Source organism: Reyranella aquatilis (genome assembly GCF_020880995.1).
GTDB classification, from domain to species: domain Bacteria; phylum Pseudomonadota; class Alphaproteobacteria; order Reyranellales; family Reyranellaceae; genus Reyranella; species Reyranella aquatilis.
This window is the reverse complement of record NZ_JAJISD010000005.1, coordinates 78,849-104,141: the sequence shown is the minus strand read 5'-3', so window position 1 is coordinate 104,141 and position 25,293 is coordinate 78,849. Positions and strand designations below refer to the sequence as shown.

At 62.0% G+C, this 25,293-nt stretch carries 16 protein-coding genes; 11 read left to right on the top strand and 5 right to left on the bottom strand.

Annotated elements, in window-relative coordinates:
- Nucleotides 1-6: 6 nt before the first annotated feature.
- The gene (locus LJ725_RS12975) at nucleotides 7-1,281 is read right to left on the bottom strand and encodes a type IV secretory system conjugative DNA transfer family protein (protein WP_230551089.1); all 1,275 of its coding nucleotides are present in this window, start codon (nucleotides 1,279-1,281) and stop codon (nucleotides 7-9) included.
- 402 nt (nucleotides 1,282-1,683) lie between these two features.
- On the opposite strand from LJ725_RS12975, the gene LJ725_RS12970 reads away from it, so the two are divergent.
- From LJ725_RS12970 to LJ725_RS12960, 3 genes are all read left to right on the top strand, one after another.
- Nucleotides 1,684-3,150, top strand: coding sequence for a relaxase/mobilization nuclease domain-containing protein (locus LJ725_RS12970; RefSeq protein ID WP_230551088.1), 1,467 nt, complete (start codon nucleotides 1,684-1,686; stop codon nucleotides 3,148-3,150).
- Between the two features lie 388 nt (nucleotides 3,151-3,538).
- Entirely contained in the window at nucleotides 3,539-4,654 is a 1,116-nt protein-coding gene (locus LJ725_RS12965) for a DNA adenine methylase (RefSeq protein ID WP_230551087.1), read from the top strand.
- The gene (locus LJ725_RS12960; RefSeq protein WP_230551086.1) at nucleotides 4,654-5,487 is read left to right on the top strand and encodes a DpnII family type II restriction endonuclease; all 834 of its coding nucleotides are present in this window, start codon (nucleotides 4,654-4,656) and stop codon (nucleotides 5,485-5,487) included. The genes LJ725_RS12965 and LJ725_RS12960 overlap by 1 nt, the downstream gene beginning before the upstream one ends.
- Nucleotides 5,488-5,509: 22 nt before the next feature.
- On the opposite strand, the gene LJ725_RS12955 is transcribed toward LJ725_RS12960, so the two are convergent.
- Nucleotides 5,510-5,806 (bottom strand): hypothetical protein, encoded by a 297-nt coding sequence (locus tag LJ725_RS12955; RefSeq protein WP_230551085.1) that lies wholly within the window; start codon nucleotides 5,804-5,806, stop codon nucleotides 5,510-5,512.
- Nucleotides 5,807-6,219: 413 nt separating this feature from the next.
- On the opposite strand from LJ725_RS12955, the gene LJ725_RS12950 reads away from it, so the two are divergent.
- Complete coding sequence (locus LJ725_RS12950) at nucleotides 6,220-8,838, top strand: AAA family ATPase (protein WP_230551084.1); 2,619 nt, start codon at nucleotides 6,220-6,222, stop codon at nucleotides 8,836-8,838.
- A gap of 315 nt (nucleotides 8,839-9,153) precedes the next feature.
- Here the strand turns inward: LJ725_RS12950 and LJ725_RS12945 are convergent, their stop codons facing one another.
- Nucleotides 9,154-11,598, bottom strand: a complete 2,445-nt coding sequence (locus tag LJ725_RS12945) for an ATP-binding protein (RefSeq protein ID WP_230551083.1) — start codon at nucleotides 11,596-11,598, stop codon at nucleotides 9,154-9,156.
- A 390-nt stretch (nucleotides 11,599-11,988) separates the two neighbouring features.
- On the opposite strand from LJ725_RS12945, the gene LJ725_RS12940 reads away from it, so the two are divergent.
- Entirely contained in the window at nucleotides 11,989-12,615 is a 627-nt protein-coding gene (locus LJ725_RS12940) for a hypothetical protein (protein ID WP_230551082.1), read from the top strand.
- Between the two features lie 570 nt (nucleotides 12,616-13,185).
- Here the strand turns inward: LJ725_RS12940 and LJ725_RS12935 are convergent.
- Nucleotides 13,186-16,143, bottom strand: a complete 2,958-nt coding sequence (locus tag LJ725_RS12935) for a DUF4114 domain-containing protein (RefSeq protein WP_230551081.1) — start codon at nucleotides 16,141-16,143, stop codon at nucleotides 13,186-13,188.
- A gap of 107 nt (nucleotides 16,144-16,250) precedes the next feature.
- Between LJ725_RS12935 and LJ725_RS12930 the strand changes: the two genes are divergently transcribed.
- Both LJ725_RS12930 and LJ725_RS12925 read left to right on the top strand, forming a co-directional pair.
- Nucleotides 16,251-16,652: a multinuclear nonheme iron-dependent oxidase gene (locus LJ725_RS12930; RefSeq protein WP_230551080.1), complete on the top strand. Its 402-nt coding sequence runs from the start codon at nucleotides 16,251-16,253 to the stop codon at nucleotides 16,650-16,652.
- Nucleotides 16,636-17,283, top strand: coding sequence for an HvfC/BufC N-terminal domain-containing protein (locus LJ725_RS12925; RefSeq protein WP_230551079.1), 648 nt, complete (start codon nucleotides 16,636-16,638; stop codon nucleotides 17,281-17,283). The genes LJ725_RS12930 and LJ725_RS12925 overlap by 17 nt, the downstream gene beginning before the upstream one ends.
- 149 nt (nucleotides 17,284-17,432) lie before the next feature.
- On the opposite strand, the gene LJ725_RS12920 is transcribed toward LJ725_RS12925, so the two are convergent.
- Nucleotides 17,433-18,983, bottom strand: coding sequence for an alkaline phosphatase D family protein (locus tag LJ725_RS12920; RefSeq protein WP_230551078.1), 1,551 nt, complete (start codon nucleotides 18,981-18,983; stop codon nucleotides 17,433-17,435).
- 142 nt (nucleotides 18,984-19,125) lie between these two features.
- Between LJ725_RS12920 and LJ725_RS12915 the strand changes: the two genes are divergently transcribed.
- From LJ725_RS12915 to LJ725_RS12900, 4 genes are read left to right on the top strand one after another with little or no spacing between them, the layout of a single operon-like run.
- The gene (locus tag LJ725_RS12915) at nucleotides 19,126-19,566 is read left to right on the top strand and encodes a hypothetical protein (RefSeq protein ID WP_230551077.1); all 441 of its coding nucleotides are present in this window, start codon (nucleotides 19,126-19,128) and stop codon (nucleotides 19,564-19,566) included.
- Entirely contained in the window at nucleotides 19,566-20,342 is a 777-nt protein-coding gene (locus LJ725_RS12910; RefSeq protein ID WP_230551076.1) for a cellulose synthase operon protein YhjQ/BcsQ, read from the top strand. Before LJ725_RS12915 ends, LJ725_RS12910 begins: the two co-directional genes overlap by 1 nt.
- Complete coding sequence (gene bcsA / locus LJ725_RS12905) at nucleotides 20,339-22,504, top strand: UDP-forming cellulose synthase catalytic subunit (protein WP_230551075.1); 2,166 nt, start codon at nucleotides 20,339-20,341, stop codon at nucleotides 22,502-22,504. The genes LJ725_RS12910 and bcsA overlap by 4 nt, the downstream gene beginning before the upstream one ends.
- Nucleotides 22,501-25,281 (top strand): cellulose biosynthesis cyclic di-GMP-binding regulatory protein BcsB, encoded by a 2,781-nt coding sequence (locus tag LJ725_RS12900; RefSeq protein WP_230551074.1) that lies wholly within the window; start codon nucleotides 22,501-22,503, stop codon nucleotides 25,279-25,281. Before bcsA ends, LJ725_RS12900 begins: the two co-directional genes overlap by 4 nt.
- The last annotated feature ends 12 nt before the right edge of the window (nucleotides 25,282-25,293 follow it).

Here is a 25,293-nt window from a genome sequence, read left to right as displayed (position 1 = left end):
TTCGAACTAGTCTCGAACCGCGACGTTCTCTAGGGACAGCCGGTCGCAGTAGATAGGTGGACGACCGGGACACAGCAGAAGCTGGCGTCCGGTTTCGCGCGCAAAGAAGCGCGTAATCTCCGATGCATCGAGTAGCGGTACCTGGCGCAGATGCTCACGCCGTCCAAGATCCCCATGGCTTAGCGAAGATGACGAGATGGGGACGTTTTGCTCTTCGACGATGGTCAGATTGCCGAGCCGCTTTGACAGGTACTCGGTCGTGGTCAGATCCACGTTCCCGAAGGCCTGAATGATGCCGGCATTGCCGAGGAAGGTTTCCCAGGACTTGGGGTAGTGGACCTTGAGCTGGGAAAAATCCTGCACAACGGTCCAGAGCTTGACCCCGAAGCCGGCGACGAAGCCCGCGGCTGTCTCGATGGCCCGCAGATGTCCCAGTACCGGAAACTCCTCGAGGAGGAAGAGGACGGGGTGCGCAGGCGTGGTCTCGTCCAGTTCCATGGCAGCGAATGCCTGCTGGATCACGAGGCGCAGCCAGCGCGAATGCGTAGCCATGCGCATGGCAGGCAGGACCAGGTAGATGGTGACGGGGCCGCGCTTGAGATCCCGTAGCCGGAAATCGGATCGGTCGGTGATCTTCCGAACGTCATCGAGTGGGGTGGTCTGTTCCTGGGCGGTGGAGAGGATACTTTGTAACTCTTCCCCGCCCGATGTCGCCTTGCCGAGGAACGCCGCTCCGACATTGGCAACCGCCCCGTCGAAGGCGTCTGAGTTCACCATGTCCTTGAGCAGGTGCTCCAGTTCGTCCGGATCGGCGTTCAGGAGCCGCCGCAGCTCGCGAATGGTCGCGGTGCGGCCCGTACTGAGCAGATGAAGGGTGATGCCCCGAAGGAGGTTCTTGGCTGAGTCCGTCCAGTGCGGGTCCTTGTCATTTGAAATGATGAGGGCGTCGGCCAGCAAAGCCGCGTCCGCGCCGATATGCTCCGGGTTGCCTCCGGCGAGTTCGTCAAAAGGATTGTGCGCCTGCGAAGGCTGGCCGGTGGCTCCAAACGGGTCGAGGATATGAACCTGCTGGCCCATGGCCCGGCGCGCGTCGGCGGTGGCCCGCGCCAGTTCGCCTTTGGGGTCGAGCACGAGGGTCGACCCCGGATAGCGAAGCAGATTGGGGATGAGGACTGTAGACGACTTGCCCGCCCGCGAGCCCGCGACGGTCACGACATGGCGGTTGTCGTCGAAACCGATCAGCTGCCAGGCAGCTTTACTGCCCCGTTTGCCAAGTAGCACCTTCCCAGGTTTCCAGAGCCACCGATCGCTGAGTTGCCCAGGCCTCCCCCAGAGGGCCGCCGGTGACGTCTCGCTGGCTGCCGGGCCGTCCGAGCCCCTGGGTGGAAAACCATCCTCTGGTGCCACAGACTCCCAAGTCATCATGCCGACCACGCTCCTGAGAAGCCCCGAGCCCGATCCTGATCATGAGCCCGACCAGAGGCATGAAAACGCACCCATGCACATGAATGCAAGACGTAAAGGCGCATGACGGAAGCCGGTACAACCGTAACGACTTGGTTAATGCCGAAGTGAATCTCTTGATTTAACGAAGTTCGACACGACATAACCCTCTCCATCATGAGTGGTAGCAAGATGTGTAATTTCCCTAATACAGGGAATTTACAAAACTGAGAGGGTGAATTGATTCCGCGTGTGGCGGGCTCGGGCCAGTCGTTCCAAGGCGCGGGTCTCTACTATCTGAACGACAAGCAGGACGCGAGGCCGGAACGGTCTGGCGATGCCAAGGCTGCGTTCGATAGGGTCGGCGAGTACGCCCTTCATGACAAGAACGGAGAGCGCACAGCCTACCGGGTCGGCTTCACCGAGATCCTGAACATGGAGGCGCAGACGCCCGGCGAGGCCATCGACCAGATGACCGCGAGCTACGAGCGCTACCGGGCGAAGGAAGCCAACAAGCGGGGCCGGAAGCTGACCAAGCCGGTCTACGTCTACTCGCTGGCGTGGGCACCGGACCAGAACCCGACCCAGGACGACATGATGTCGGCTGCCCGATCGAGCCTGACGGCGCTGCGGCTGGAGGGGCTTCAGACCCTGATCGTCCAGCACACGGACGAGCCGCACCCGCACATTCATGTCATCGTGAACCGCATCGAGCGGGACGGCAGCCGCGCGCGGAATATCGCCTTCGACCAGCTCCGCTTCTCCCGATGGGCCGAGCAGTACGAGCGGGACCACGGGGGCATACGCTGCGAGCAGCGGGTCCGGAACAACGAACTGCGGTCGCAGGGCATCATGACCCGCGATACCGTCTCCCTGAGCCGGGCTGAGTACACGGCCAAGGAGCGGGCCGAGACGCGCGCGTGGGAAATCTGGCGCAAGGAGCAGGAAGCGTTTCGCAAAGAGACCCAGCGCGGTGAGCGGGAAACGCTATGGGCGAAGCAGGTTGGTGAACGCGATGCTCTTGAGGCTACGACCAAGGCGCGGGTCGTCGCCGACAGGGCAACCGCCAGAACGAAGTTCCAGCCCCAATGGCGGACGCTGTATCAGCGCCAGGCCGTACAGTCGCGGATGGTGGCCGAGGCCAATCGGGGCGGCATCTTTGAACGCGCTTGCTTCGTGATGGCGAACCGCCAATTCCTGGCCAAGGCCGGGACGCTTCGCGTTCGCGATGTTGCCCGTCTGGTCTTCTCGGGGAAAGCGCTGGCCCAGCGCGTTGAGCGTATCCATCGCGGGGAACGGACGGCTTTGGCCGCGTGGGAGCGCAAGCTGGCCGACGGTGCGGCTCGCATCGCGTGGCGCGAGCATATGCAGGATTTCCGCCTCATGCGGACCCGGCAACGGCTTGAGCGCGATGGTCTGGCCCACACCCAGAAAGCTGATGCTGAAAACGCGCGGGCGAGGGAAGACGCCCTCAGGCCACAGCCTCAGGCTCTGCCGACCCCTGCCATGTCCCGGCCCGAACTTGGGCAAGGCGAGGCGCTTGCTCCGCAAGAGGCCGCCGGGCTTCTGATAGATGGCCCGGAGGCCAGCAGATCGTTCAACGAAGTATCGGGTACTCCGGATCGGGCTGACGACCTCATGCGGCGGATGGAGGCTTTCAAGAAGCGAAATCCAAAGCACGACTTCGGCCGCCGGCGGCGAATGTAGGTCCAGACCAGCCCGCTGCCCTTATCAGGCGGGTGCGGTTGGGTGGTTATTCCTGCTCACTGAATAGGACGTACTGCCCTGTATCCTGGCTGGCGATCGGGAGTAGGAATTCTCGCGGGATGTCGTTTGCGCTCGGTAATAGACCTCCACTGAATCTACGTTGGCGGAGCGGCAGAATGAACGCATGAGAGCATTTTGTGGATAAGACAGCGGTCGCCCATTGGCGGATGCTTCGGCGGCCGTTCGTGATCCTGAGGCTTGCGGGCCGCAAGGCGCAGTCGCAATATAGACATATGAAAAACAGTTACTCTCGGCCGTTAGCTCCGAATCGGAATCCGGACTTTCCGGCTATCGGTGACCCCAGAGGTAACTGTACGGATACCTGAGTATGACGAAAGTCGCTCCCGCCCCGCTTCATGTGCCTCGCGCCGCTCTCGCCGTCGTCCCCCTCAGGGGGAGCGAAGCGGCGATCGCTGGCATGCCGACGCAAGCTGCCAAATATCCCGAGATGCGCTACATGGGATCGAAGACGCGGCTACTGCCGTGGATTTTCGAAACGCTGAACCTCGTCGATTTCGAGAGCGCCCTCGATCCCTTCTCTGGGACTGGCTGTGTCTCCTACCTAATGAAGGCAATGGGGCGGCGTGTCGTTGCTTCTGATTTTCTGAATTTTCCCAGCATCGTTGCGCGCGCGACCGTCGAGAACAATCATACCCATCTCGACGGCAAGGCAATCAAGCGGCTGCTTGATCGTACGAAGCCCGCTCACAATTTCATTGAGCGCACCTTCGAGCGCGTGTTTTACACACCGGAAGACTTGCGTTTCCTCGACCTCGTGTCAGGTAACATCCGTCAGCTGCAAGATCCCCATCAGCAAGCGCTCGCCTTCGCCGCGCTGTTCCGCTCCTGCCTGAAACGGCAGCCTCGCGGCGTTTTCACGATTTCGGGCAATCTTTCGCGCTATGATGACGGTCGCCGCGACCTGCGCCTCTCGATCGAGGAACACTTTCTTGAGCAGATCGAGGTCTATAATGCCGCTGTTTTCGACAATGGCCGCAAGAATCATGCACTACGCAGCGACCTCTTCGAGCTGACGCGTCGCAAGGTCGACCTCGTCTATCTCGATCCGCCCTATGTGCCACGCTCCGATGATAACTGCTACATCAAGCGCTATCATTTCCTCGAAGGACTGTCATGTTACTGGCAAGGACTGCCAGTGAACACTTCGACTAAGGTCAAAAAAATTGCCAAGCGATACACACCTTTCAGCTATCGCCACACTGCAATAGAAGCCTTTGACCGAATGTTCGCGCGCTTCAAGCACAGCAAAATTGCACTTTCCTATAGCTCGAACGGTTTTCCAGACCTAGACCAGCTTGAAGCTCTCATGCGCCGATACAAGAGTAGTGTCCGGGTTTTTGAGAGGCCGCACCGCTACCACTTCGGGACGCACGTCGGCGTCAAACGAGCGGCCGTCACTGAGTATCTGATCGTCGGCAGCTGATGCAGGCGAAGGACCAGACCCTGGATGAGGTCGTTGACAGTCTGAGTCCGCTTAATGTCGACTGGATGGACGATGTTGCAGCCAGCGCGATCGCGCGCCTGACCGACCTTCCTAGGAAGGAAAGCTACAACCGCTCCGACATCTCGGCACTCCTTAACGGCAACTTCGACGAGGGCATCCTATGCGCCAGGCTGTTTCTTGCTCTCTCTAAGGATAGCATGGAGGCGGAGCTAAAGCGTGGGCTGGGTGCAGGCGGTATCGGTGTAAAGCGCTATAAGGCCGACCCCGATGCCTTCCTTGATGTTTTGCAGCAGCTGCAATTGCCCGAGGCAATGGCTACCAGCATCAACTACGAGCCCGTCTGGAGTGATATTCTTGTCGAACGCCTGCGCTCGGGACGCGGCTCGGCCATCTCAGGTCAGCGGCGCGGCCGCGGCCTAGAGGAATTTGCCGAAGCCATGGTCCGTGAGGTGTTCGGAGATGGATACGAAACCCGCGTAACCTTCACTGGCGCCGATGGCAAGACAGCGAAGTGCGATGTCGCTGTTCCCGATCGGCACCGTCCGCGGATAGTGATCGAGGTAAAGGGCTACGGCGCGACCGGCTCCAAGATGACGGATATTATAGGCGATCTCGACGCCATCATCGACGCCATGCGGCGTGATACATGGCTGCTTTTCGTCACGGACGGCACGACTTGGAAGTCACGACTCTCCGATCTCAAGAAGATTCTTGATCGCCAAAATCAGGGCAAGATCGCTCGCATCTATACGACGAAGATGCGTGAGCAATTCCTGGCCGATCTGAAAAGCCTGAAGCAGATAATCGGCTAGGAACTTATTGGTCTGTGCCTAATCACATACTTAACCTGATGTGCAGCATGAACACGTCGACCATCAGGTGCGTCTCATAGTGATCCAGTGGCTCGCCCGCTTTGAGTTTCTTGCCGATTTCGTCGTTAGCGATGTCGAGCGCGAATTCGAGCATCTTCCCTTCTAGGCGTTCTTTTGCGAAGAGCTTCCGCTTGAGGTGCCCACAACGGGTGCCAAAGCTCTTTCGTGCCGCCCGGCGCTCCGGCGTGTCTGGTCTGAAGAGCTGTGCCGCCCGTTCCTCCATGATCTGGCGTTCTGTTTTCTTCTGCGGGTCTGTCATCGCTGCCTCCTAGTGCTGGGAGGCCATTGTCCAAGAGTCGGGCCGGAGCTGCCAAGCCACGCGCTGTCAGTTGGTCGTATATGTGCTGAGTGACACCAATCGCGAATTATCTGTGGATAAACCCATCTGCGGAAGCCAACCTCGCTCTATTCCGCTGCCTGGGCGAGCGCCTCGGGCCCTTGGGGGGCGGGAAGTGGTGGCCAAGTAGTAGCTGCGTTCCGGCCCCGACGCGTCAACCGCGCCCATTACCGCTTGGCGGGTTGGCTTGTATGCGCAAAGCGCAAGTAGAACATCTGATAGATTGTTCTCGGAATTCGCCCACCCTCTAGTATATTACTGCCACTCCACAACAATCCGCAGAGGCTCTTTACGCAGAGCATTCTCGATCAAGCACCAAAGGGGTTTGAACCGGCATGAGCGCCCAACCTGTCCAGTCAATCCCGCTGACTGAAAATGCGGCCCTTGCTGACTTGCTGGTTTGGTCAGGGAAACGTGCGGCGTGGCAGCGAGACGCTCTTCGTCGTCTGGTCGTCGGCGAGACGCTCGACCAGAAAGCCATAGAGGACCTTGCGGAGATCTGTCTCGATCCAAGTCGTCCGCATGTGCCGCTCGCACAGTCGCATATCGTCGTCCAGACCGGTTCGGCAGAACAGATATCGCTTGTCTCGATAGAGAATCCTACTGCCGTAAATGCGCTTGCCAGCCAGCAGAAGCTGTCCTTCGAGCCCTCTGGACTGACTGTGATCTATGGCGATAACGGCTCCGGGAAATCGGGCTATGTCCGTGTATTGAAACATGCCTGTCGCTCGCGCGACGAGAAGTTTGCCATCCACCGAGACTTGGAAGACAAAAGCGAAACTCCGCAATCGGCGAAGATATTCTTTGCTCGTGGCGCGACTGCCGACCAATTCATTTGGACACCGAGTGGAGCACCGCACACAGATCTTCCTTCGGTCAGCATCTTTGATTCCCGAAGTGCAAGTATCCACGTCGAAAGCACGAACGAAGTGGCTTACATTCCGCGGCCGATGCGTGTACTGGAAGCGCTCGCCGACGCTTGCGACGGCGTAAAAGCATTGCTCGACGCCCGGATTGCCGCGCTCAAGAAGCAAGTTCCGCTTGCGATCTCAAATCCCACGCTGAGTCAGGACACGGCTGCGGGCAGTTATGTTCTCGCACTAAGCGCCAAATCCAACATTGCGCAGCTTGATAAACTTGCAGCGCTCAGCGAGCAGGAAACATCTCGTCTCGCCGCGCTGGAAGCAGACTTCGCTCAAGATCCCAAACGAGCTGTTGCGAGGCTAGACGTTCAGCGCGCGGAAATCGAACGCATTCATAAGGGTATAGAAGCATTGAGGTCTGCTACGAATGCGGCATCCTTCGCGGAGATGGGGGCCTTGAGATTGGCTCATGCCAACGCAGTTGCAGCCGCATCGCTAGCTTCGCAGCAGCTATTCAGCGCGTCTCCGTTGCCAGAAGTGGGGCAAGCTACGTGGCAGAAACTGTGGGAGGCGGCTCGCAACTATGCGGATACTGTAGCCTACCCCGAGAAAACTTTCCCCTCGACTGAGCCGGATACGCTTTGCGTCCTGTGTCAACAGCCACTCAACGCGGAGGCGATCGCGCGTCAACAGACTTTCGAGTCATTCATCAAAAGCACGACTAAGGCTGACGAAGCGGCTGCGCGCGCGAAGTTAGGTACGTCGCTTCGCCATTTGATCGAACAAGCGCCGCGCCTCGCTGACATTCTGAAGTTTCGCAAGTTCGTCGCAACCGACATCGGCGATGAAGCCCTTTCGCAACAAGTTCGTCGCGCGTTCGTCGTAATGCTCTGGCGGCTTCGGGCGATGGTTAAGGCCCGTGCCGAACCCAAGCAGCTTGGAGCAGATCCGCTACCGGCGCTTGCGATCGTCGCGACCGATCTGAAAACGCGAGCTGCGCAGCTTTCCGCCGATACGCAGAGTGACGAGTACAAGAAACTCCAATCCGAATATCTCGAACTGAAGGATCGCGCCGCCCTCGCGCCACTTGTTGCGGATATTAAGGCCCAAATCGCTCGCCTCAAGGAGATGGAAGCGATCACCACAGCACTCAAGACAACAGCGAAGAAGTCAATCACTGACAAGAACAAGGAACTCTCGGATCGCATGGTGACCGACGCGTTGCGCGGTCGATTTGCGCGAGAGATTGGCAAGCTGAAGCTCTCCAGGATGCCGGTGGAACTTCGGAAAGAGAAGGATCGGCAGGCCGTATCCTATTTTCGTGTCGCGTTGGTAGAGAATCCGAGCGCGAAAGTCGGAGAGATACTGAGCGAAGGCGAGCATCGGTGCGTGGCTCTTGCGGCGTTTCTGGCCGAGCTGGTTACCGCGCAGCGCTACTCGGGCATCGTCTTCGACGATCCCATGTCGTCGCTCGATCACATACATCGGAGCGCGGTGGCGTCGCGGCTGGTCGAGGAAGCGGAGCATCGTCAGGTTGTCGTGTTCACGCACGACCTTGTATTTTTGTACGAGCTTCGTCGCGAAGCAGAAAAGGCAAACAGGCCGATTGCGTTTCGCAATGTTAGAAGGCAACAAGGCAGGCCCGGCTACATAGAGAACGAGCTGCCCGACAAAGCAAAATCCGGGCTTGAAATGTGCAACGCGCTTCGATCGTCGCTCAAAACGACAAGACCGGGCTTCGACAAGCTGTCCGATACGCAACGCACTACCTTCTGTAAGGGAACTATCGGCCAACTGCGCGATGCTTGGGAGCAGGCCATATCTGACTATATCCGGCCAGTGCTCGAAAGGTTCGACAACAAGGTAAAGCCCACCTCGATGTTCAGGCTCGGCATTCTCACCGAAGACGACGTGAAGCGCGTTATGGCCGCGCAAGCAAGACTGTCCGAAGACCTACATTCGTCTGCACAAGCACTGAATCCAGAAGCCGTTTCCCTCGATGACCTGCTGAATGAGGTCAAGGGCCTGGAGGACTGGATTCAGTCTATTCGCGAGCGCCAAAAAAACGCGACGAAGCCCGTGGTAAATTGACTTAACAGGACCCGGTGTAATTCAGTGGTGCGGTCGGTTGCGAGTTCTCTTCACGGTGGGCAGAGAGTTACGTTCTGCGACGAGGCGGAAGGGTGCGAAGAATGATCTGTGAGGCTCGACAAGAATAGACACGTAGCGACATCATGCTTGCAAAGCTCAATATAGGTTATCCCCGCTCCCGGATGATCTTGGCACGTGATCCTTAAGTACTCTCGATATCCCTCGATGTCTGGCAGGTGGCCGGCCTTAGATCCTCGGCATTCACGGACGCTGAACAAACATCTTGCGCCAAACGCAAACCTTCTCCTGGTTGAGCTACGCGGAAGCCTTCCGCCTTGCCGGGCCGGGTGCCTTGAGACCATCAAACAGCCGACGTGACTTCGCGATTTCTGAATACAACTGATGCGTCGGAATTGTCAGCCGACTGTTATCTATCTTGGTAATATACCGAAGGAACTCGTCGCGAAGCGCAGGAAAATTATTGCTTCTGTGATATTGGCGGATCTCATCTCGCGCGGACATCTCATTCAAGCCTGTAACTAATGCCATCTGCTCTATGTAGACGGGTGACGTAGTAAACATTTCGAGGTGAGCGAGCCCGCTGTCTTTGATGGCTACCTTGTCCATGAGGGACAACTGCTTGGCATTTGGATCAAGTGCCTCAATGAGCCGACGGTCATAGAGCCGAACCACAGCCGCCATAACCAAGTCTTCAGAGACTCCACACCCCTCAAACAATCGGCACAGATCCTCTGCTAACCAATGCTGGTTCTCAATGTTGTCGTCATCCGGTCGCACTGCGTTGAGCTTTTGTCGCAGCATTGCGAGGATGTAGTAAGGGAGGAGCGGTGGCCCAGGTCTTTGGCGGTTTGTCTGAAATAAGTTTGAGATGTATTCGTTCTCGCTTTCGCTGAAACGGTCATACTCACCCTTGATCAGGGCGCGGTGGGTGCGATGACGATCTGCTGTTACGTCTTCTCCGCCAAATCTCGACTTGATGATGTCATCAATCTTCAATTCAGGTGATAGGAAGATACGCTCTGCGATCTTCAACATGCGACGAATATTGAAGTTACCCAAGCGCCCGATGAACCTAGTGACGTAATCGTTCTCGACAAATACCTTGCCAACAGCGTCCGCCAAAATGGCGAGGTCATTGACCTCGACTTGAAAGCCTTTTCTGGAAAAGTATAGCTTCGCTGCCCTAGGTTCTTCCTCGACTTTGCGTTTCAGGAAATCGACGCGCCGAGAAATGATCTCCTTCGCGTCGGGAACGGGAAGATAGAAATTGCGCGCCGAATAGCTCTGAAGTGCGCCCGCTTTGGACAGTCTCCAAATTGTTCGATCAGTAATAGGCACGACATTGAACAGGGCAGAGGCACTCTCATAAGAATGCGCGGCCTGGTAAACCTTGTCCTGGATTTCTGCAGGAAATTGATCGGTATTGTCGAATACGAGGCACGGAAGTTTCTGGTGGCCACGGACCGCCCAATCGAGAAGCAGGCGCACATACTCACCGGGATTCTTCTCGCGCCGGTCTTCCATATGCTTGCCGAACTCATCCTTGAACTTGATCTTGTCCGTCTCGTAAAGATGCTTCCGGGAGCCTACGGACCACCGTTGATACTCCTGAAAGAAGACGCCCATGAGCTCGTCGTAAGTCGGAGGCATGCTCGCGCAAACCTCGATTTCTAGTTGTTCGCGAAGCTGGGCGTTCATCCAGGACACGATGAGCTCTGGATCGCCGTCATATTCTTCGAGATCCACTCGAACGACGACGCATTTCTCGCGCAAGCGTCTGGGAAGGATGTCCTCGAAAAACCGATCAATGAATGTCGATTTGCCCGCTCCATTGTTACCAACTAGCAGGACGGTCTCCGAGCGCTTGGATTCAAGTGTGCGCTGAAGTTCGGCTTGAAGCGCGGTACTTTGACCTGTGTCTAAGGCTGTGATGTTATTGAGTACCCTCTGAACGATCTTCTCAAGCTCAAAGTCGGCCTTCCGACTCTCGGCGGTCTCGACGAAACAGTCCCGAAGCATCTCCCGGTCCTTTTCGTTTGAGAGCCGGGAAAAGAACTGGGCAAATAGAAGTGCCGCGTCACTCGCCAGCGCCTCGCGCTGGCGCATAGAGGCGTCGATTGGATTCAAGACGAAGTATTGTTGCTCGGCCTCCGGAACGATCAGCCCCTCTGCCTCATGAAGGTGCGCAAGGTTCTTTCGATCGATAATGGCGCCAACATTAAGCAGTTCGGAGAACTTGGCGAAGTTGCTGGCCACCGCTTTCAGATTGGGGAAAAGCACACCCTTTCCGTTCATCGGGGCCTGCCCATCTGTACGGGATGCTTTGAAGAACAGCCAAGTCTTGCCGTCAGTGACTACGGCCACTGGGACGCCATTTTCCGTGGCATACCGAAGGGCCTGCTCAATGCCCGCGCGAAGGGGCTTCACAACGGGCCCGCTAAGGGCAACGTGCATCACCTCGTCCCCTTTTGTCGCCGGTTCTAAAAAACCGGAACGCTTCGCCTCAATCACCAGGGCGTTGCGGCGCTCGCCGACAGTTAGGAGATAGTCAATAAAGCCAGAAGGTGTCGCAGGCTCCGTAAACACAGCTTCGTGCTTCCAGTCCAAGACTTCGAACAGCACCCTGTCGAGCACCTTGAGGCGCGTATCGGCTTCGTTTGGTTGGTTGCCTAGAGCAGTCTCAATCTCCGGCAGCAGCTTTGTGAACCGCTCATAGCTGTTTTCAATCGAATTGCCCATCGCCAGACTTCCCCGTCCAATTGCGCGAGCGTGCCCATCAGCACTCAACCAATCAAGAGGTATCGGCTATCAACCTCTGGCGCGACCGGCTGTGCCGGTCGGGCTCTACTCGGCCGCCTGGGCGAGCGGCCTCACGAAGCCACCCCTCGGGAAATTGAGGGAGGGGTGTCTTCGCCCTTCGGGTGACGATCCCTCGCGCATTTGATGTTGGCAGCCTACGGCTGGCCCCCTCCTTTTATTGAGGGGCCTGCGGCCCCCGTTGCGTCAAGGCCAGGCCCTGCGGGCGGAAAGCGGTGGCCGGGTAGTCGCTTCGCTCCGGCCCGCACCACCCACCGCTTTCCGGCCCTGACGCATCACCCCCGCTCATTGCCGCGTGGCTAGTTGGTTTGCATGCGCAAACCTGAATCAAACATCAATCAGCTATCTTTCGCCTCTTTGCTGGCGGAGACGAAAGCCATCAACCGGCAACGGACGGAGGAGGAGGCACATGCCCACCTGCCGGACTCCATGGAGGCCGCCCTTCCGTACTATCGGACACTCATCGAGCGCCATCATGCGGCGATGCAGGCGGGTGACGTGGACGCCGTTACGCGTTTGCGCAGCGATGCACATGAGCTTGCCTACAAGCTCAACGGGTTCAATCCGGGAATCTTGGCGGACGACGAGGCTCCAGGCTGTGTGTTGGACCGGCTAACCCGTGCCGATGAGGGCAACGTTCCGCTGTGGGGCCAATCCGGTTCCTTCGAAATCCAGCACAAGGCTATGCGGGTACGCATCGAAATGGATGGCCTGTTCGGCATCGGTGCGACGCATATGTCATGGCTCAGCTTCTCGGCTCACGCGATCGAGCAGAGCAGGCCGTTCCTGTCCGATACGGGCTATCGCAGCTTCATGGGCGTTGGCGGGGCCTTGAGGGCGGGGTTTACGCCGGACATCTTCGCGGCCTCCATTGTTGAGGCTTTTGTAGAGCGAGACATGAAGGGAAGGCTGAAGAAAATCGTGCCGATAACACGCTGAAAATGGGCCGGACCGCAGCCCAGAAACTACCTAGGAGGAACCCTGTTTTTGGTCTAGATTTACACAGTTTCTTACACAGTCACCCAAGGGGGCCGGAAATGTGTAGGAAATTCAGATGGTTACAGTAGCCATCGGTTGACTCAAAATCAGGTTCCTCACGGAGTGTTGGTTCGAGCCCGACCGGGGGTACCATCCTTCTTTTTCCACTTCGTAAGTGGCTGTCCCAGAGACTTTTTCTGACGGCGGGACGTTTGTCTTGGAAAGTGGGATGCTGACCGGGCCTTGTCGTTCTCTCTTCGCGCCGTCATCAGGTGCATCGAAGATCTCGCCAGGTCGCCTGTCTGGCCTTCCGTCCTCGAGAACGGCATTTTTCGGACCGTCTCGACGGACTGCGCCCGCCAGCCGATGTTCGGTCGCGCCGGTTTCTGCCCTGACAGGGGCGGCGCATTCTTGAAACCGCCGCTGGTGGTTGCGGACGTTGCAGCGGTAGCATCCGCCGTGCCGCATGCACGGCGTGGGCCGTGACATTCTCAGCGGAGGGCCTTCAGCCTCGCACCGTTTCGTCCCGTTTCAGGTTACAAGCAGCCCGCTACCGGCAGTGCTCGTGAAGTCGAGCTGGACGATCAGGTCGTTGAAGTCGCGGTCACCGCCACCTGCCAGATCCTCCCAGCCCCATGTGTTGGCGCCGTAGTTCCACAGATGGGCGACATGCTCGCCGCCGACGATCTCGTTTGCCTGACTGAAGGCCCAGAAAGTGTCACCGTTGGTGACGTTGGTGAGCTGCATGGCGATCAGGTCGCCGGCATCGACGCCGGTGATCTGCGCATGCCCGGCATTGCCATCGCCAGGCCCGGCGATGGTAGTCCCGCCGCCCAGAACCGCATAAGCGCGGCCTGCGGCGGCTGCGGCGTAGCCCGCCTGGTCCGGTGCAAGGCCGCCGATCGTGCCGTTGTAGTCGTCGACCTTGTAGAGCATCAGCGAGAGGTCGGCGCCCGCCACTTGGCGCATGCGCACCACGACGTTGATGTCATCGGCGGCGTTCGCCGTCTCCGCAACCGCGACTGCCTGCGCGAGGCGTACGGAGTTGGTGGCATCGGAGAAGAAGTCGGCGAAGCCGAACGACGCGCTCATGCCGGCCTGCGCCGCGACCGCCGTGCTACCATTGAAGGTGATCGACAAGCTCTCGCCGTTGGCTACAACGGCCTGAGTAAGGGAGCCTTGTGATTGACCGTCGAATAGGGCCAGCAGGTCGCCGTCAAAACCAGCCTGTAGCGATTGCTGCGCGAGCTGGCTCGTCCACGCATACGAAGCATGGGCAACACTGCTGGCGTCGATGGAGGCAGCACCGGCATCAACCGTTACTGCCGCATCCGCGGTTGCGACAGTCTGCAGTAGCAGCGTCTGTGTCGTACCGCTTGTCCAGCCTCCAGGCGCCGCATCCACAACGTCTGGTGTTCCGCTAAAATAGGTCTGGGAGTGAGCGATCTCGGACAGAGTCCGAGCGAGTATAAGCCCGTTGGGCGACCCTAGACCGGATGCCAGGTCGTAGCCTGCGGCCGCTTCGTAACCGTATCCCGTGGGATTGATGCCACCATAGTCAGTGCCGGTCAGCGAGTAGCTCGACACGTTGTTGCCGATTGTCACGTCATTAAATGACCCCGGTGCAATGACCGATGCGAGGTATAGCAAGTCGGTCATGTAGCCCAGGTTGGACAAGCCCTGATCGTTGAACACGTAGTTGATCTGCGTGATCAGACCCGCCCACAGGGGGGTCGCGGCGCTGGTGCCACCTTCACCAACAGGCGGGAGCGTCATGTCGGGACCGGGCGTCGCGTAAAACAGGTTTCCGCCGGCTGGCGCCACGACGTCGGGAACACCGCGTCCCGTAAGACCGAGAGCGCCGTAAATTGCCGAGGTCAGGCCGTAATCGACCTGATAGGAGGGGGTGGCGCGCGTAGTGTCCATGCCGCCGGCGCCGGTATTGTTGGTCGCATAGGACCTGCCACCTTGACCGTTACCGCCTACAAAGGTCTGCTCGTCAGTCTCGTATTCGTTCCAGACGGTCTCGACCAACCATTCTTCGGTGTTGGCGGTGCTCGGCAGGTGGGTGAGCCCGCCACTCATGAGTTGCCATAGGGTCGCGGGGTCGCCGGCCATCGCGAGGTTATAGATGGGCGTAAAATTGGTATTGGTGCCGTTCAGCGTCGCATCCTGCGATGCTGCCTCCACGTCAGAGAACGAAGTGCCTCCGACCAAGATGTTGTAGGGACTTGTGGCGTTTATATCGACGTTCACCACTCCGTTTCCGATCTCGCCGCCGGAACCGCCATCGCCGAGGGCAATGAGCGTGGTTTGGTTCATCAGAGCGGCATCGACAAAGAGTTCAGAGTAAGCCTTGTAGAACAACGAGTCCTTTGCCGCTCGCTGGGCCTCGCTAAAGGAGCTACTGGTGACCGGTGCTACTCCAACGGAATCGCCGACAAGGTTGGACGCCGTGCCCCAAATCGAGTTCTGTACCGCCGTAAAGACGGAAGACTTTGCATTGCCAGTCGAGGCCGGGACATGGCCCGATCCGTTGTAAAGAGCGATGCTGCTGTTTGGATTGACGGCTGCAGTGATGCCAACGTCCAGCGATCGTTCGCTGCTGATGGAGTTCTGACCGTCAATTCCCTGCACAAATACTGTACCAGTTCCACTGGTTTCCATGGTCGTCAGATACTCAGTCAGCAGCGTCTCGAACTGAGTGCCCGTCGGATCACCGGTGATATAACTGCCGATCCCGGGCTCGATCAGGCCGATCATTCCTGTTTGGTAATCGGCGCCGTTCAGCGGAAATTTGTAGCGCTCGCCAACGACCTGGGGGGCTTCGAGTGGCTGCGTTGCCGCATTACCTGGACTTTGCGAGCCCTCGATCAGAGTAGCCGTGACGCCTGGCGCGAAGTTGGACGGTTGCGGCCGCGCTTCCTCGTCGACCCAAAGGCCTGCGATCGTCAATTCGCTGGGCAGCGAGAGAGAGCCTTCCCAGAACCAGGTCTCATACTGCTGGCCGGCAACGTAAGGCGCATACATGAGGGTACTGTCGGGACCAAACAGGGCCTGCCAGTCGGCCTGGCTGTTGATCTCCACCCAGATGGTCCGGGACCCGGCAGACGAAATGTAATTGCTGTTATCGATCAGCGTGCCGTCGTTCGTGCTGGCAAGCACATCCAAGAGAAGCGTGTTCTGGATGAACGTGACGGCATTGTTGTACGTCGCGACGTCAGCGCCGTAGGTGGTCCACAGGGAGTTCGTATCGTTCAGCGCCTGCAGTGACGCTTGCCGGCTGCCCCAGTCACCAGCGAGTAATGCGGTCGGGTCGTTGGCGCGTGGCAAGACCAACGCCACATTGATTCCGGGGTCTGAGCTTGTGAACTCTCCAGTAGTGGTGAAGCCGTATGCCTGCACGACTGTCTGGCTTTGGTCGGCGACCCCCGCACCGGTAAACTCTAGGAACGTAGAACCGCTGACCGAGTCGTAGGTTGTTGCCACGAGTGCCCCCAAAGCACGTTAATCTTTCCGCAGAATTAATGTGGAAAGGCTGCCCTCGTTCAAGCGGAGTCTACAGGGGATGCTAGTGGTATTAGAGCACCCCCGAGATGCTTTCGCGCGAGCTTCGCAGGAAGCGGACCAGCCAGGGTATAAGCAGCGGCTGCGGCATCCTGCTCGATGCCAACAACGTGGTCGTGACGGCGCACAATCTGCGGCTGGATCCCGCGCGCTGGCTCGAGGACCTGCCGGCCGATGCAGTGACCCAGTATCATCTGGCCGGCCATGCGGTGAACGATGCGGACGGCGAACCTGTGTTGATCGACGACCATGGCAGTCGCATCGGGGAATCGGTGCTGGAGCTGTTCGGCGCGATGGTGGACCGGTTCGGATGCCGGCCGACGCTTGTCGAATGGGACACCGATATTCCGGCGCTGGACGTCCTGCTGGACGAGGCGCGTCGCGCCGCGCGCGTGCTCGAGAAGGGGAGGCAACATGCTCCCGCTCGCTGAACTTCAGTCGGCCTTTGCCCGCGGTCTTGCCGGCGGCGGCGACACGCTACTCGATCTGATCGCCGGCGATTCCATCTCCGCCGGCGCCCGGGTTCGAATACATCGCAATCATGTCCGGCAAAGCCTTGCGGCAGCACTATCGGCGACTTTCCCGACGGTGGTCAGCCTGGTCGGCGACGAGTTCTTTCGCGCCATGGCGGCGGTGTTCGTCGCCGATCGTCTGCCGGAGGGACCCGTGCTCACCGAGTACGGCTCGGACTTTCCGGCTTTCGTCGCCGCTTTCTCGCCGGCGCGCGGGCTACCCTATCTTGGCGACGCGGCGCGCCTCGACTGGGCGCTCAACCTTGCGTTCCATGCTGCGCCGGGTCTGCTCCTGGATATGGCCAACCTGGAAGGAATGTCGTCCGACGAACTGGTCGCGTACACGCCCTGCCTTGCGCTGGGGGCAGAACTGTTGAGATCGGACTATCCGCTCGACAGGATCTGGCAAGCCTGCCAGCCGGGCGCCGGTGCCGCCGAGGTCGATCTCGCTGCGGGCGGCATCACGCTGCTCGTGATGCGGCAAGACGATGAAGCGGTCTTTGTAAGGCTGGACGACGGAGAAGCGGCCTTCACCGACGCCATTCTTTAGGGGAAGAGTCTCGGCGAAGCGGCCGAACGGGCCATGGCCGGGAGTCCCGACTTCGATCTCTCGACGTCGTTTGCGCGGTTGCTTGCACTGCGGGTTCTGGCGCCGCCCCGTGGTCGTGAGCGTCTGCCGGAGAGGCCGGACCCTCGTCGCTAGGACTGGCGTGCGCCCACCGCGCCGTCCTCGACGATGAAGGTCGCGAGCCGCGAGACCGTGCCGTCCTTCCTCTTCTCGTCGTCGATCGCCTCGAAGCCCACGGTGCAGCGCGCCGGGGTGAGGTCGACCGTGGCGTAGCCGCGGCGGTCGCCGCGGGCGTACTTCACGTGCGGGTTGGCGGCCAGCGCATCGCGCAGCCCTTTCGCGCCCGGGCCCTCGGATGTGATGGAGGTGCCGACGAACTCCGTCGCCACGGGCGGCGCGGTCGGCCGCGCGGGATCGCGGGCGAGGTCGGCCACGAAGAAGGCGTGGCGGTCGCCGCCGATGACGACCGGGTTGCGCGGCCGGTGCGTGGCGATCGAGTCGAGCAGCCGGCGCCGTGCGTTGGGATAGCCGTCCCAGCCGTCCATCCAGTAGCGGTGTGCGCCCTCGGCGGGCCGGTCGAGCTCGGCCATCAGCGTCTGCTGGGCGACGACGGTCCAGCGTGCCTTCGAGCTACGGATCTCAGTGTCGAGCCAGGCCTCCTGCGCGCGGCCCAGCATGGTGCGCTCCTCGAGCGTGCGCTCGGGACAATCGGGCACGGTGCCGGGACGCGCGCCGTTCACGCAGGCTGGCGCCGAACGGTATTGCCGGTCGTCTAGCAGCATCACGTCGAGCAGGTCGCCGAAGCGGTAGCGTTCGTAGATCGTGGCGGAGGGGCCGCGCGGCCGCGCCGAGGCCGGCAGCGGCATGTGCTCGTAATAGGCCTGGTAGGCCGCGGCCCTCATCTTGAGGAAGCGGGCGGGATCGCGCGTCGTGTAGGAACGGTCGTCGGCATAGTCGTCGGCCACCTCGTGATCGTCCCAGATCGAGAGCCACGGTGCGGCGGCGTGGGCGGCCTGCAGGTCGTCGTCCAGCTTGTAGAGCGCGTAGCGGTCGCGGAACTCCGGCAGCGTCGTCGGAATGCCGACCTCGTGCCGGCGCACCAGCCGCGATCCCCAGGACTTCTCGTAGATGTAGTCGCCGAGATGGATCACCAGGTCTAGCTCGCGCGCGGCCATGTCGCGATAGGCCGCGAAGTAGCCCTGCTCGTACTGCTGGCACGAGGCGAAGGCGAAGCGAAACCGCGGCACCGCGCCGGCGGAGGCGGGCGCGGTGCGGGTACGACCGACCGGGCTTTGCGCCGCGCCGGCGCGGAAGCGGTACCAGTAGGGGCGGCCGGGCCTCAGGCCGCGCACCTCGGCGTGCACCGAGTGGGCGAGCGCCGGAACGGCCTGCTCGGTGCCGCGGGCGACGATGCGCGCGAAGGCTTCGTCCTCGGCGACCTGCCAGTCGACCGCGACCGGTGCCTCCGGCATGCCGCCACCTTCGAGCGGCCGGGGCGCGAGGCGCGTCCACAGGACGACGCCGTCCTCGCGCGGCGCGCCCGAGGCGATGCCCAGCGTGAAGGGATTGCCGGAGACGCCCGTCGGCGCCGCGCGCGAGATCGTGAACGGCGCCGCGATCAGGGCGCTGCCCAGCGACCCGGCCAGGAAGCCGCGGCGGGGTAGCTTCCGGTTCCAACTCATCTCGCCGACCTCCAGGGTGCGGTCCGTGACGCAGCTTTAGGGACGGCCGCTAACATACCCAAATACATCGCGTATATTGTGGCTACAGAGATGACGAATCGCGAAGGATAGTGTATCGGAATCACAGGGTTGAGATACGGACATGACGATCAAGAACAACGACGACGTCAACCATCTCCTGGATGCGACAGGCCGCACCGGCACGCCCTATCGGGAATTCGAAAGCGCGGCGGACCAAATGTCAGCACCCCTGATCGATGCCATCTTCGGCAAGGACGCGTCCGGCTCGGAGCGGGAGGAAGTGCCGTTGGGCATCTCCCAGGCACCCGGTCACGATCTCCTGGCCGACGTTTTCGGCACGCCGGCCCGGCCGGCGCCGCTGGCCGCCGATCGCGGCGGCTGGCGGGACCCTGCGCCCCGGACGCAATCCCCGGCGGCCATCCGGATGACGGCCGCGGCCCCCGCCGGTCCCGTGAGATCGCTCGGCGACATTCGCCGCGTCATCACCGCGCCGGTCGATCAGGCGCCCAGGCCGGCGTCGAACGACAGTCTCAACGGGCTCTTCGACCGACTGGCACGGTGATGTCGGTCGTCTGCTTCTGTTCGCCCAAGGGCGGTGTAGGCAAGACCTCTCTCAGCATCAATGTGGCGGGCGTACTGGCGCGCTCGGGGCTGCGGGTGCTGGTGGTCGATCTCGACGTCCAGAACTCGATGCGCCTGCATGCCGGCGTCCAGCTTGCCGACGACCGCGGCTGGGCGCCCTGCCTGGTCCACGGGCGTTCCATCCGGGAGAGCGTCCTGAACGCCGGGACCAACCTGCTGGTCCTGCCGTTCGGACAGGTGAACGCGGCGGAACTCCACGCTGTGTCCGACCATCTCGCCCGCAACGGCGACTGGCTCGCCCACACGCTGGCGCCCTTCATCGAGCGCGGCTTCGTCGTCGTCATCGACACGCCGCCCGGCCCGTCTGTCTTCCTCGAACAGACGCGCGCCATCTCGACCCTCGACGTCGTCATCCTGCAGGCCGACGCCACCTCCGTGTCGCTGCTCTCGGCGGTGGAGACGCAGAGCTTCCTCGGAACCAAGCCGACGGACGGGCGGCGCGAGGTGCGCTACGTCTTCAATCTCGTGGACATGCGCCGCAAGCTGACGCGCGAGGTGATCACGCTGCTGCGGCGCCGGCTCGGTCCTTCGATGATCGGCATCGTGAACTACGACGACAGCTTCGGCGACGCCGTTGCCCACCAGCAGCTGCTGGTCGACCGGGCGCCCGTGAGCAAGGCGGCGGCCGACGTGCGCGGCGTGGCCGCCGCGATCCAGGGGCTGCTCGCGACCAGCGGGGATCCAGGGCCGACATGACCTCTCCCAGCGATGCGCTGCCGACCGGAACGCGGCCCGTCTCGATGGTGACGAGGCTCTTCTACCTGCTGGTTTCGGTCGCAGCCCTCGTGCCGGCCGCCTTCGTCATCATCACGCCGTTCGATCTCCAGACGCAGGCGATCTTCGCCGTCTTCACGGCCGCCATCTTCCTGCTGGTCAACCGCTTCAAGAGCCGCACCGCGACCCTCGTCATCGTCTCGCTGTCGGCGATCGTATCGACCCGGTACCTGTGGTGGCGGACGACCGAGACGCTGGGCTTCATCGATCCGTTCGACATGATGTTCGGCTACGGGCTCTATGCCGCCGAGGTCTATGCCTGGATCGTGCTGATGATCGGCTATTTCCAGGTCCTGTGGCCGCTGGAGCGGCAGCCCGCGCCGCTGCCGGCCGACGTCAAGGAATGGCCCACGGTCGACGTCTACATCCCGACCTACAACGAGAGCCTCGACGTGGTGAAGCCGACCGTGCTGGCGGCGATGGCGATGGATTACCCGGCCGACAAGTTCAAGGTCTACATCCTCGACGACGGCCGCCGGCCCGAGTTCAAGCGCTTCGCCGAGGCGGCCGGCTGCGGCTATCTGATCCGGCCGAGCAACGAGCACGCCAAGGCCGGCAACATCAACCACGCGCTGACGGTCACCAAGGGCAAGCTGATCGCCATCTTCGACTGCGACCACATCCCGACGCGCGCCTTCCTGCAGATGACGGTCGGCTGGTTCCTGCGCGACCGCAAGCTCGGCATGCTGCAGACGCCGCACCATTTCTATTCGCCCGATCCGTTCGAGCGCAATCTCGGCACCTTCGGCCGCGTGCCCAACGAGGGCCAGCTGTTCTACGGACTGATCCAGCCGGGCAACGACTTCTGGAACGCCACCTTCTTCTGCGGCTCGTGCGCGGTGCTGAGCCGCGACGCGCTCGACGAGGTCGGTGGCATCGCCGTCGAGACGGTGACCGAGGATGCCCATACCTCCCTGCGCATGCATCGCAAGGGCTGGAACACGGCCTATCTCCGCTGGCCGCTGGCGTCCGGCCTGGCGACCGAGCGGCTGTCGATCCACATCGGCCAGCGCATGCGCTGGGCGCGCGGGATGATCCAGATCTTCCGCACCGACAATCCGCTGCTGGGGCGAGGCCTGAGCTTCGGCCAGCGCATCTGCTACCTCAATGCGATGATGTACTTCCTGTTCCCGGTACCACGTTTCGTCTTCCTCACGGCGCCGGTGGCCTATCTTCTGACCTCGCAGAACATCATCGTCGCCAGCGCCCTCATGGTCATGGCCTATGCCGGACCGCACATGTTCCACACGCTCTGTACGCAGTCGCGGCTCGACGGAAAGTACCGCTACTCTTTCTGGGGCGAGATCTACGACAACGTGCTGCTGTTCCATATCATGGGACCGACGCTGCTGGCGCTGATCAATCCCAAGGCCGGCAGCTTCAACGTCACCAGCAAGGGCGGCGTGCTGGAGAAGGAACTCTACGACACGCCGATCATGCGGCCGCTGATGATCCTCGCGGTCGTGCTGCTGGGTGCGATCGGCGTCGGGATCTACCGCCTGCTGTTCACCGAGCTGTTCCCGGGCGATGCGCCGGTGCTCTGGATGAACCTGTTCTGGTGCTTCTACAGCGCTTTCACCGTCTTCGCCGCGCTGGCCGTCGGCCGCGAGCGACGACAGGTGCGGGCGCAGCCGCGCGTGCGCATCAGGCAGCCGGTCGCGCTCTACTTCGACGGCCGGCGGTCGTTGCTCGGCCGGACCGAGGACCTGTCCCTGGGGGGCGGCCTGCTGCGCATGGACGACCTGGCGGACGACGTGACGGTGAACGAGGAAGTGTACGTCAACTTCGAGCAGATCGAGGGCGATTCCGGCGTGGCGGCGCGCGTCGTCGCGGTGAAGGGGCGGGAGGTCCGTCTCGAGTTCATGCCGCAGTCGCTGGATGACGAGCGCACGATCGTCAGCGCCGTGTTCGGACGCGCCGATGCCTGGCTCAACTGGGACGACCGCCCGCCCGACACGGTGGGCAAGTCGCTGGTCGACCTCTCGGGCGCCATCCGGGGGCTCGCCGGGATGGCGTTCCGCAACATGCGCCGGCCGCGGGAAGGCGTGCAGCAACCGCTGGCGGCGCCGTCGAGGCCGGCGTGAAGCCAGCAACGGTCCGTCGCGCTGCGATGGCCCTGGTGTTCGCGCTCGTGGCTCCGGCCGCGGCGCAAAGGGCCGCCGATCCGCCGCTTGGTACGGGAGCGCCGTCGACCTATTTCCCGCCGCAGGCCAACTCCCCACAGGTGCAGCAGACGCAGACGCCGCCGACCGCTCCGGTGACGCCGAAGTTCGAACTGCCCTCGACCTTCCCCTCGATTCCCTCAGGCGTGGCCGTCATCCCCCCGACGGATTCGCAGGGCCAGCGACCGCTGGGACCGGCCCCTTCGACGCCCCTGCCGACGACCACGCCGATGCCGCCGGCCGATGTCGCCACCCCGATCGTGCTGCCGACGATTCCGCCGGCGGTCGGCACCGTCCCGTCCGCGCCGGCGCCGGTCAGTCCGGTTCCGGCCGGCGCCCAGCGCCCGCAGGCGGCGCCGGCTGCGCCCGCGCCAGCCCCGGTCGCGGCGCCGCCCGCCGCCACCGTCCCGCCCGTCGGCGTGGCGCCCGCGGCCCCGCCCGTCACGGCGACGCCCGTCCCGCCGGTCGGTTCGGGCCGGCCCGACATCCTGCCCATTCCCGCGCCGCTGCCGACGGCGGGCTATCCGATGTTCACCGGCACCGGCGAGGGCCGCAGCCAGCTGATCCGGCTGCGTGACATCCGCGGGACCGCTCTCCACCTCGAAGGCGCCGCCGCCGAAGGGGGTGTCGCCTTCACGACCCGGCAGGACGACGCTTTCGTCGCCGCGCGCATCAGCCTGGTCTTCAGCTATTCCAACGCCGTCGCCCGGGACGATGGCGAGCTCGCGGTGTTCCTCAACAACGAGCCGATCGGCACGGTGCCGCTCGGCAAGGCGAGAGGACCCAAGGCACGCGCCGAATTCACCTTCACGCCGGCGCTGCTGACGACCGACAACCGCCTGCAGTTCCGCTTCACGCTGAAGGGGCAGGGGGCGACCGCCTGCAAGGTCGATCGCGACAAGGCCATCTGGGTGAACATCGAGCCCGCGACGTTCATTTTCCTCAGCACCACGCGGCTGCCGCTGGCCGATGACTTGTCGTTCCTGCCGCGTCCCTTCGCCGATCCCAAGGATCCGTTGCCGCTCAGCCTGCCTTTCGTCCTGCCGGCCAAGCCCGAGCCGGGCGTCATCCAGGCGGCGGGCATGGTGGCCGGCTACTTCGGCCTGATCGCCGGGGCCAAGGGCGCCACTTTTCCCGTGCAATACACCGGCCTGCCCGCCGGCAATGCCGTCGTGCTGGTCGAAGGCGGCCAGTATCCGGCAGGCATCGCCGCCATCCCGGGCGAGGGCCCGCGGGTGGCCGTGATCGCCAATCCCTCGCAGGTCGACAGCAAGCTGCTGCTGATCGTCGGCGAGAATGCCGAGGAACTCCAGGCCGCGGCCGGGACGCTTGCCACGGCGACGGCGCGGCTGACGGGCGGCTGGTCGCCCGCTGCGGAGCCCCTGCCGCCGCCGCGACCGGCCTATGACGCGCCGAAGTGGATTCCCAGCAACCGCCCGGTGCGGCTGGGCGAGCTGGCGCACGGCGGCGCCCTCAACGGCCGCCGGCTGATCGATTCCCCGCAGATCTCCTTCCGCACCGCGCCCGACCTGTTCTTCGGCGCCCTGTCGGGCGGCACGATGTACCTGCACATCCGGCGCGCCGACGACAGCTGGATCGATGCCGGCAATTCACGCGTCTTCGTCGACCTGAACCGGAAGGTTGTCGGCGAGATTCCTCTGGAGCCGAAGCTCAAGGTGCTGTCGCGGCTGAAGGAGTGGCTGTTCCCGGGCAAGGCCGAGGATCGCGTGAGCCAGGTGCTGCTTCCCGGCTTCCAGCTGGCCAGCCAGAACCATCTCGATTTCATGTTCGAATTGCGCGCCAAGGCGGACGCCGACTGCGAGATGCTGGACTGGAGCGATCGTACCGGCATCGACCCGAACTCGACCATCGACCTCAGCCGCGTCGCCCACTTCGCGGCCTTCCCGAACCTGGCGCTGTTCGCCAACGCAGGCTTCCCCTTCACCCGCTATGCCGATCTGGCGACGACGGCGTTCGTGATGCCCGAGACCTCCGCGCCCGAGGAAGTCCAGGCGATGCTCAACCTGCTGGGCATGATGGCCGACGCCACCGGGGTGGCGCCGACCCGCTTCAAGGTCGCCGACGCGGCCGGGGTCGACCAGGTGGCCGACCGGGACCTGATCGTCATCGGGCTGCAGTCGTCGCAGCCGTTGCTCAGGGAGTGGGGCGGCAACAACTCGCTGCAGATCACCGGCACCAGCGTCACGCCGGGGCCGGGCCTCACCTTCCTGCAGCGCCAGCTCCAGCCGACGGATCCGCGCGCGCCCTACTATCGCGGCGCCGCGCCGGAACTGGCCAAGGCCAACCTCGGAAAACCCTACGCCTATCTCTCGAGCTTCTGGTCGCCGCTCAATGCCGACCAGCTGGTCGTCATGGTCGGCAGCACGCAGCCGGCCAACCTCGTCGAGTTGAGCAATCAGCTCGGAGACCCCGAACAGGTCGCCAAGATCCAGGGAGATTTCTATTATCTGACAGGGGGTAAGGGCGAATTCTACACGTCCGGGATCAGGAAGTTCGTCGGTGGACTGCCGATCTGGTGGCGAATTCAATGGCTTGCGGGATCTTTTGAGCTTGCTGCATTCATTTGCGTGATTTGTGTTATATTGATTTTTGCAGTGACGATCGAGCGCCTCTCCGCGCACCGGGCGAACCGAATCCTCGTCCGGGGACTACCCAATCCACCGACGAAAACCGTTTGAATCCGGGGGCTT

Coding starts and splice junctions, on each gene's coding strand:
- LJ725_RS12965 (WP_230551087.1), top strand. CDS start 3,539: ATGACGAAAGTCGCTCCCGCCCCGCTTCATGTGCCTCGCGCCGCTCTC.
- LJ725_RS12960 (WP_230551086.1), top strand. CDS start 4,654: ATGCAGGCGAAGGACCAGACCCTGGATGAGGTCGTTGACAGTCTGAGT.
- LJ725_RS12955 (WP_230551085.1), bottom strand. CDS start 5,806: ATGACAGACCCGCAGAAGAAAACAGAACGCCAGATCATGGAGGAACGG.
- LJ725_RS12950 (WP_230551084.1), top strand. CDS start 6,220: ATGAGCGCCCAACCTGTCCAGTCAATCCCGCTGACTGAAAATGCGGCC.
- LJ725_RS12945 (WP_230551083.1), bottom strand. CDS start 11,598: ATGGGCAATTCGATTGAAAACAGCTATGAGCGGTTCACAAAGCTGCTG.
- LJ725_RS12940 (WP_230551082.1), top strand. CDS start 11,989: ATGCGCAAACCTGAATCAAACATCAATCAGCTATCTTTCGCCTCTTTG.
- LJ725_RS12930 (WP_230551080.1), top strand. CDS start 16,251: ATGCTTTCGCGCGAGCTTCGCAGGAAGCGGACCAGCCAGGGTATAAGC.
- LJ725_RS12925 (WP_230551079.1), top strand. CDS start 16,636: ATGCTCCCGCTCGCTGAACTTCAGTCGGCCTTTGCCCGCGGTCTTGCC.
- LJ725_RS12920 (WP_230551078.1), bottom strand. CDS start 18,983: ATGAGTTGGAACCGGAAGCTACCCCGCCGCGGCTTCCTGGCCGGGTCG.
- LJ725_RS12915 (WP_230551077.1), top strand. CDS start 19,126: ATGACGATCAAGAACAACGACGACGTCAACCATCTCCTGGATGCGACA.
- LJ725_RS12910 (WP_230551076.1), top strand. CDS start 19,566: ATGTCGGTCGTCTGCTTCTGTTCGCCCAAGGGCGGTGTAGGCAAGACC.
- bcsA (WP_230551075.1), top strand. CDS start 20,339: ATGACCTCTCCCAGCGATGCGCTGCCGACCGGAACGCGGCCCGTCTCG.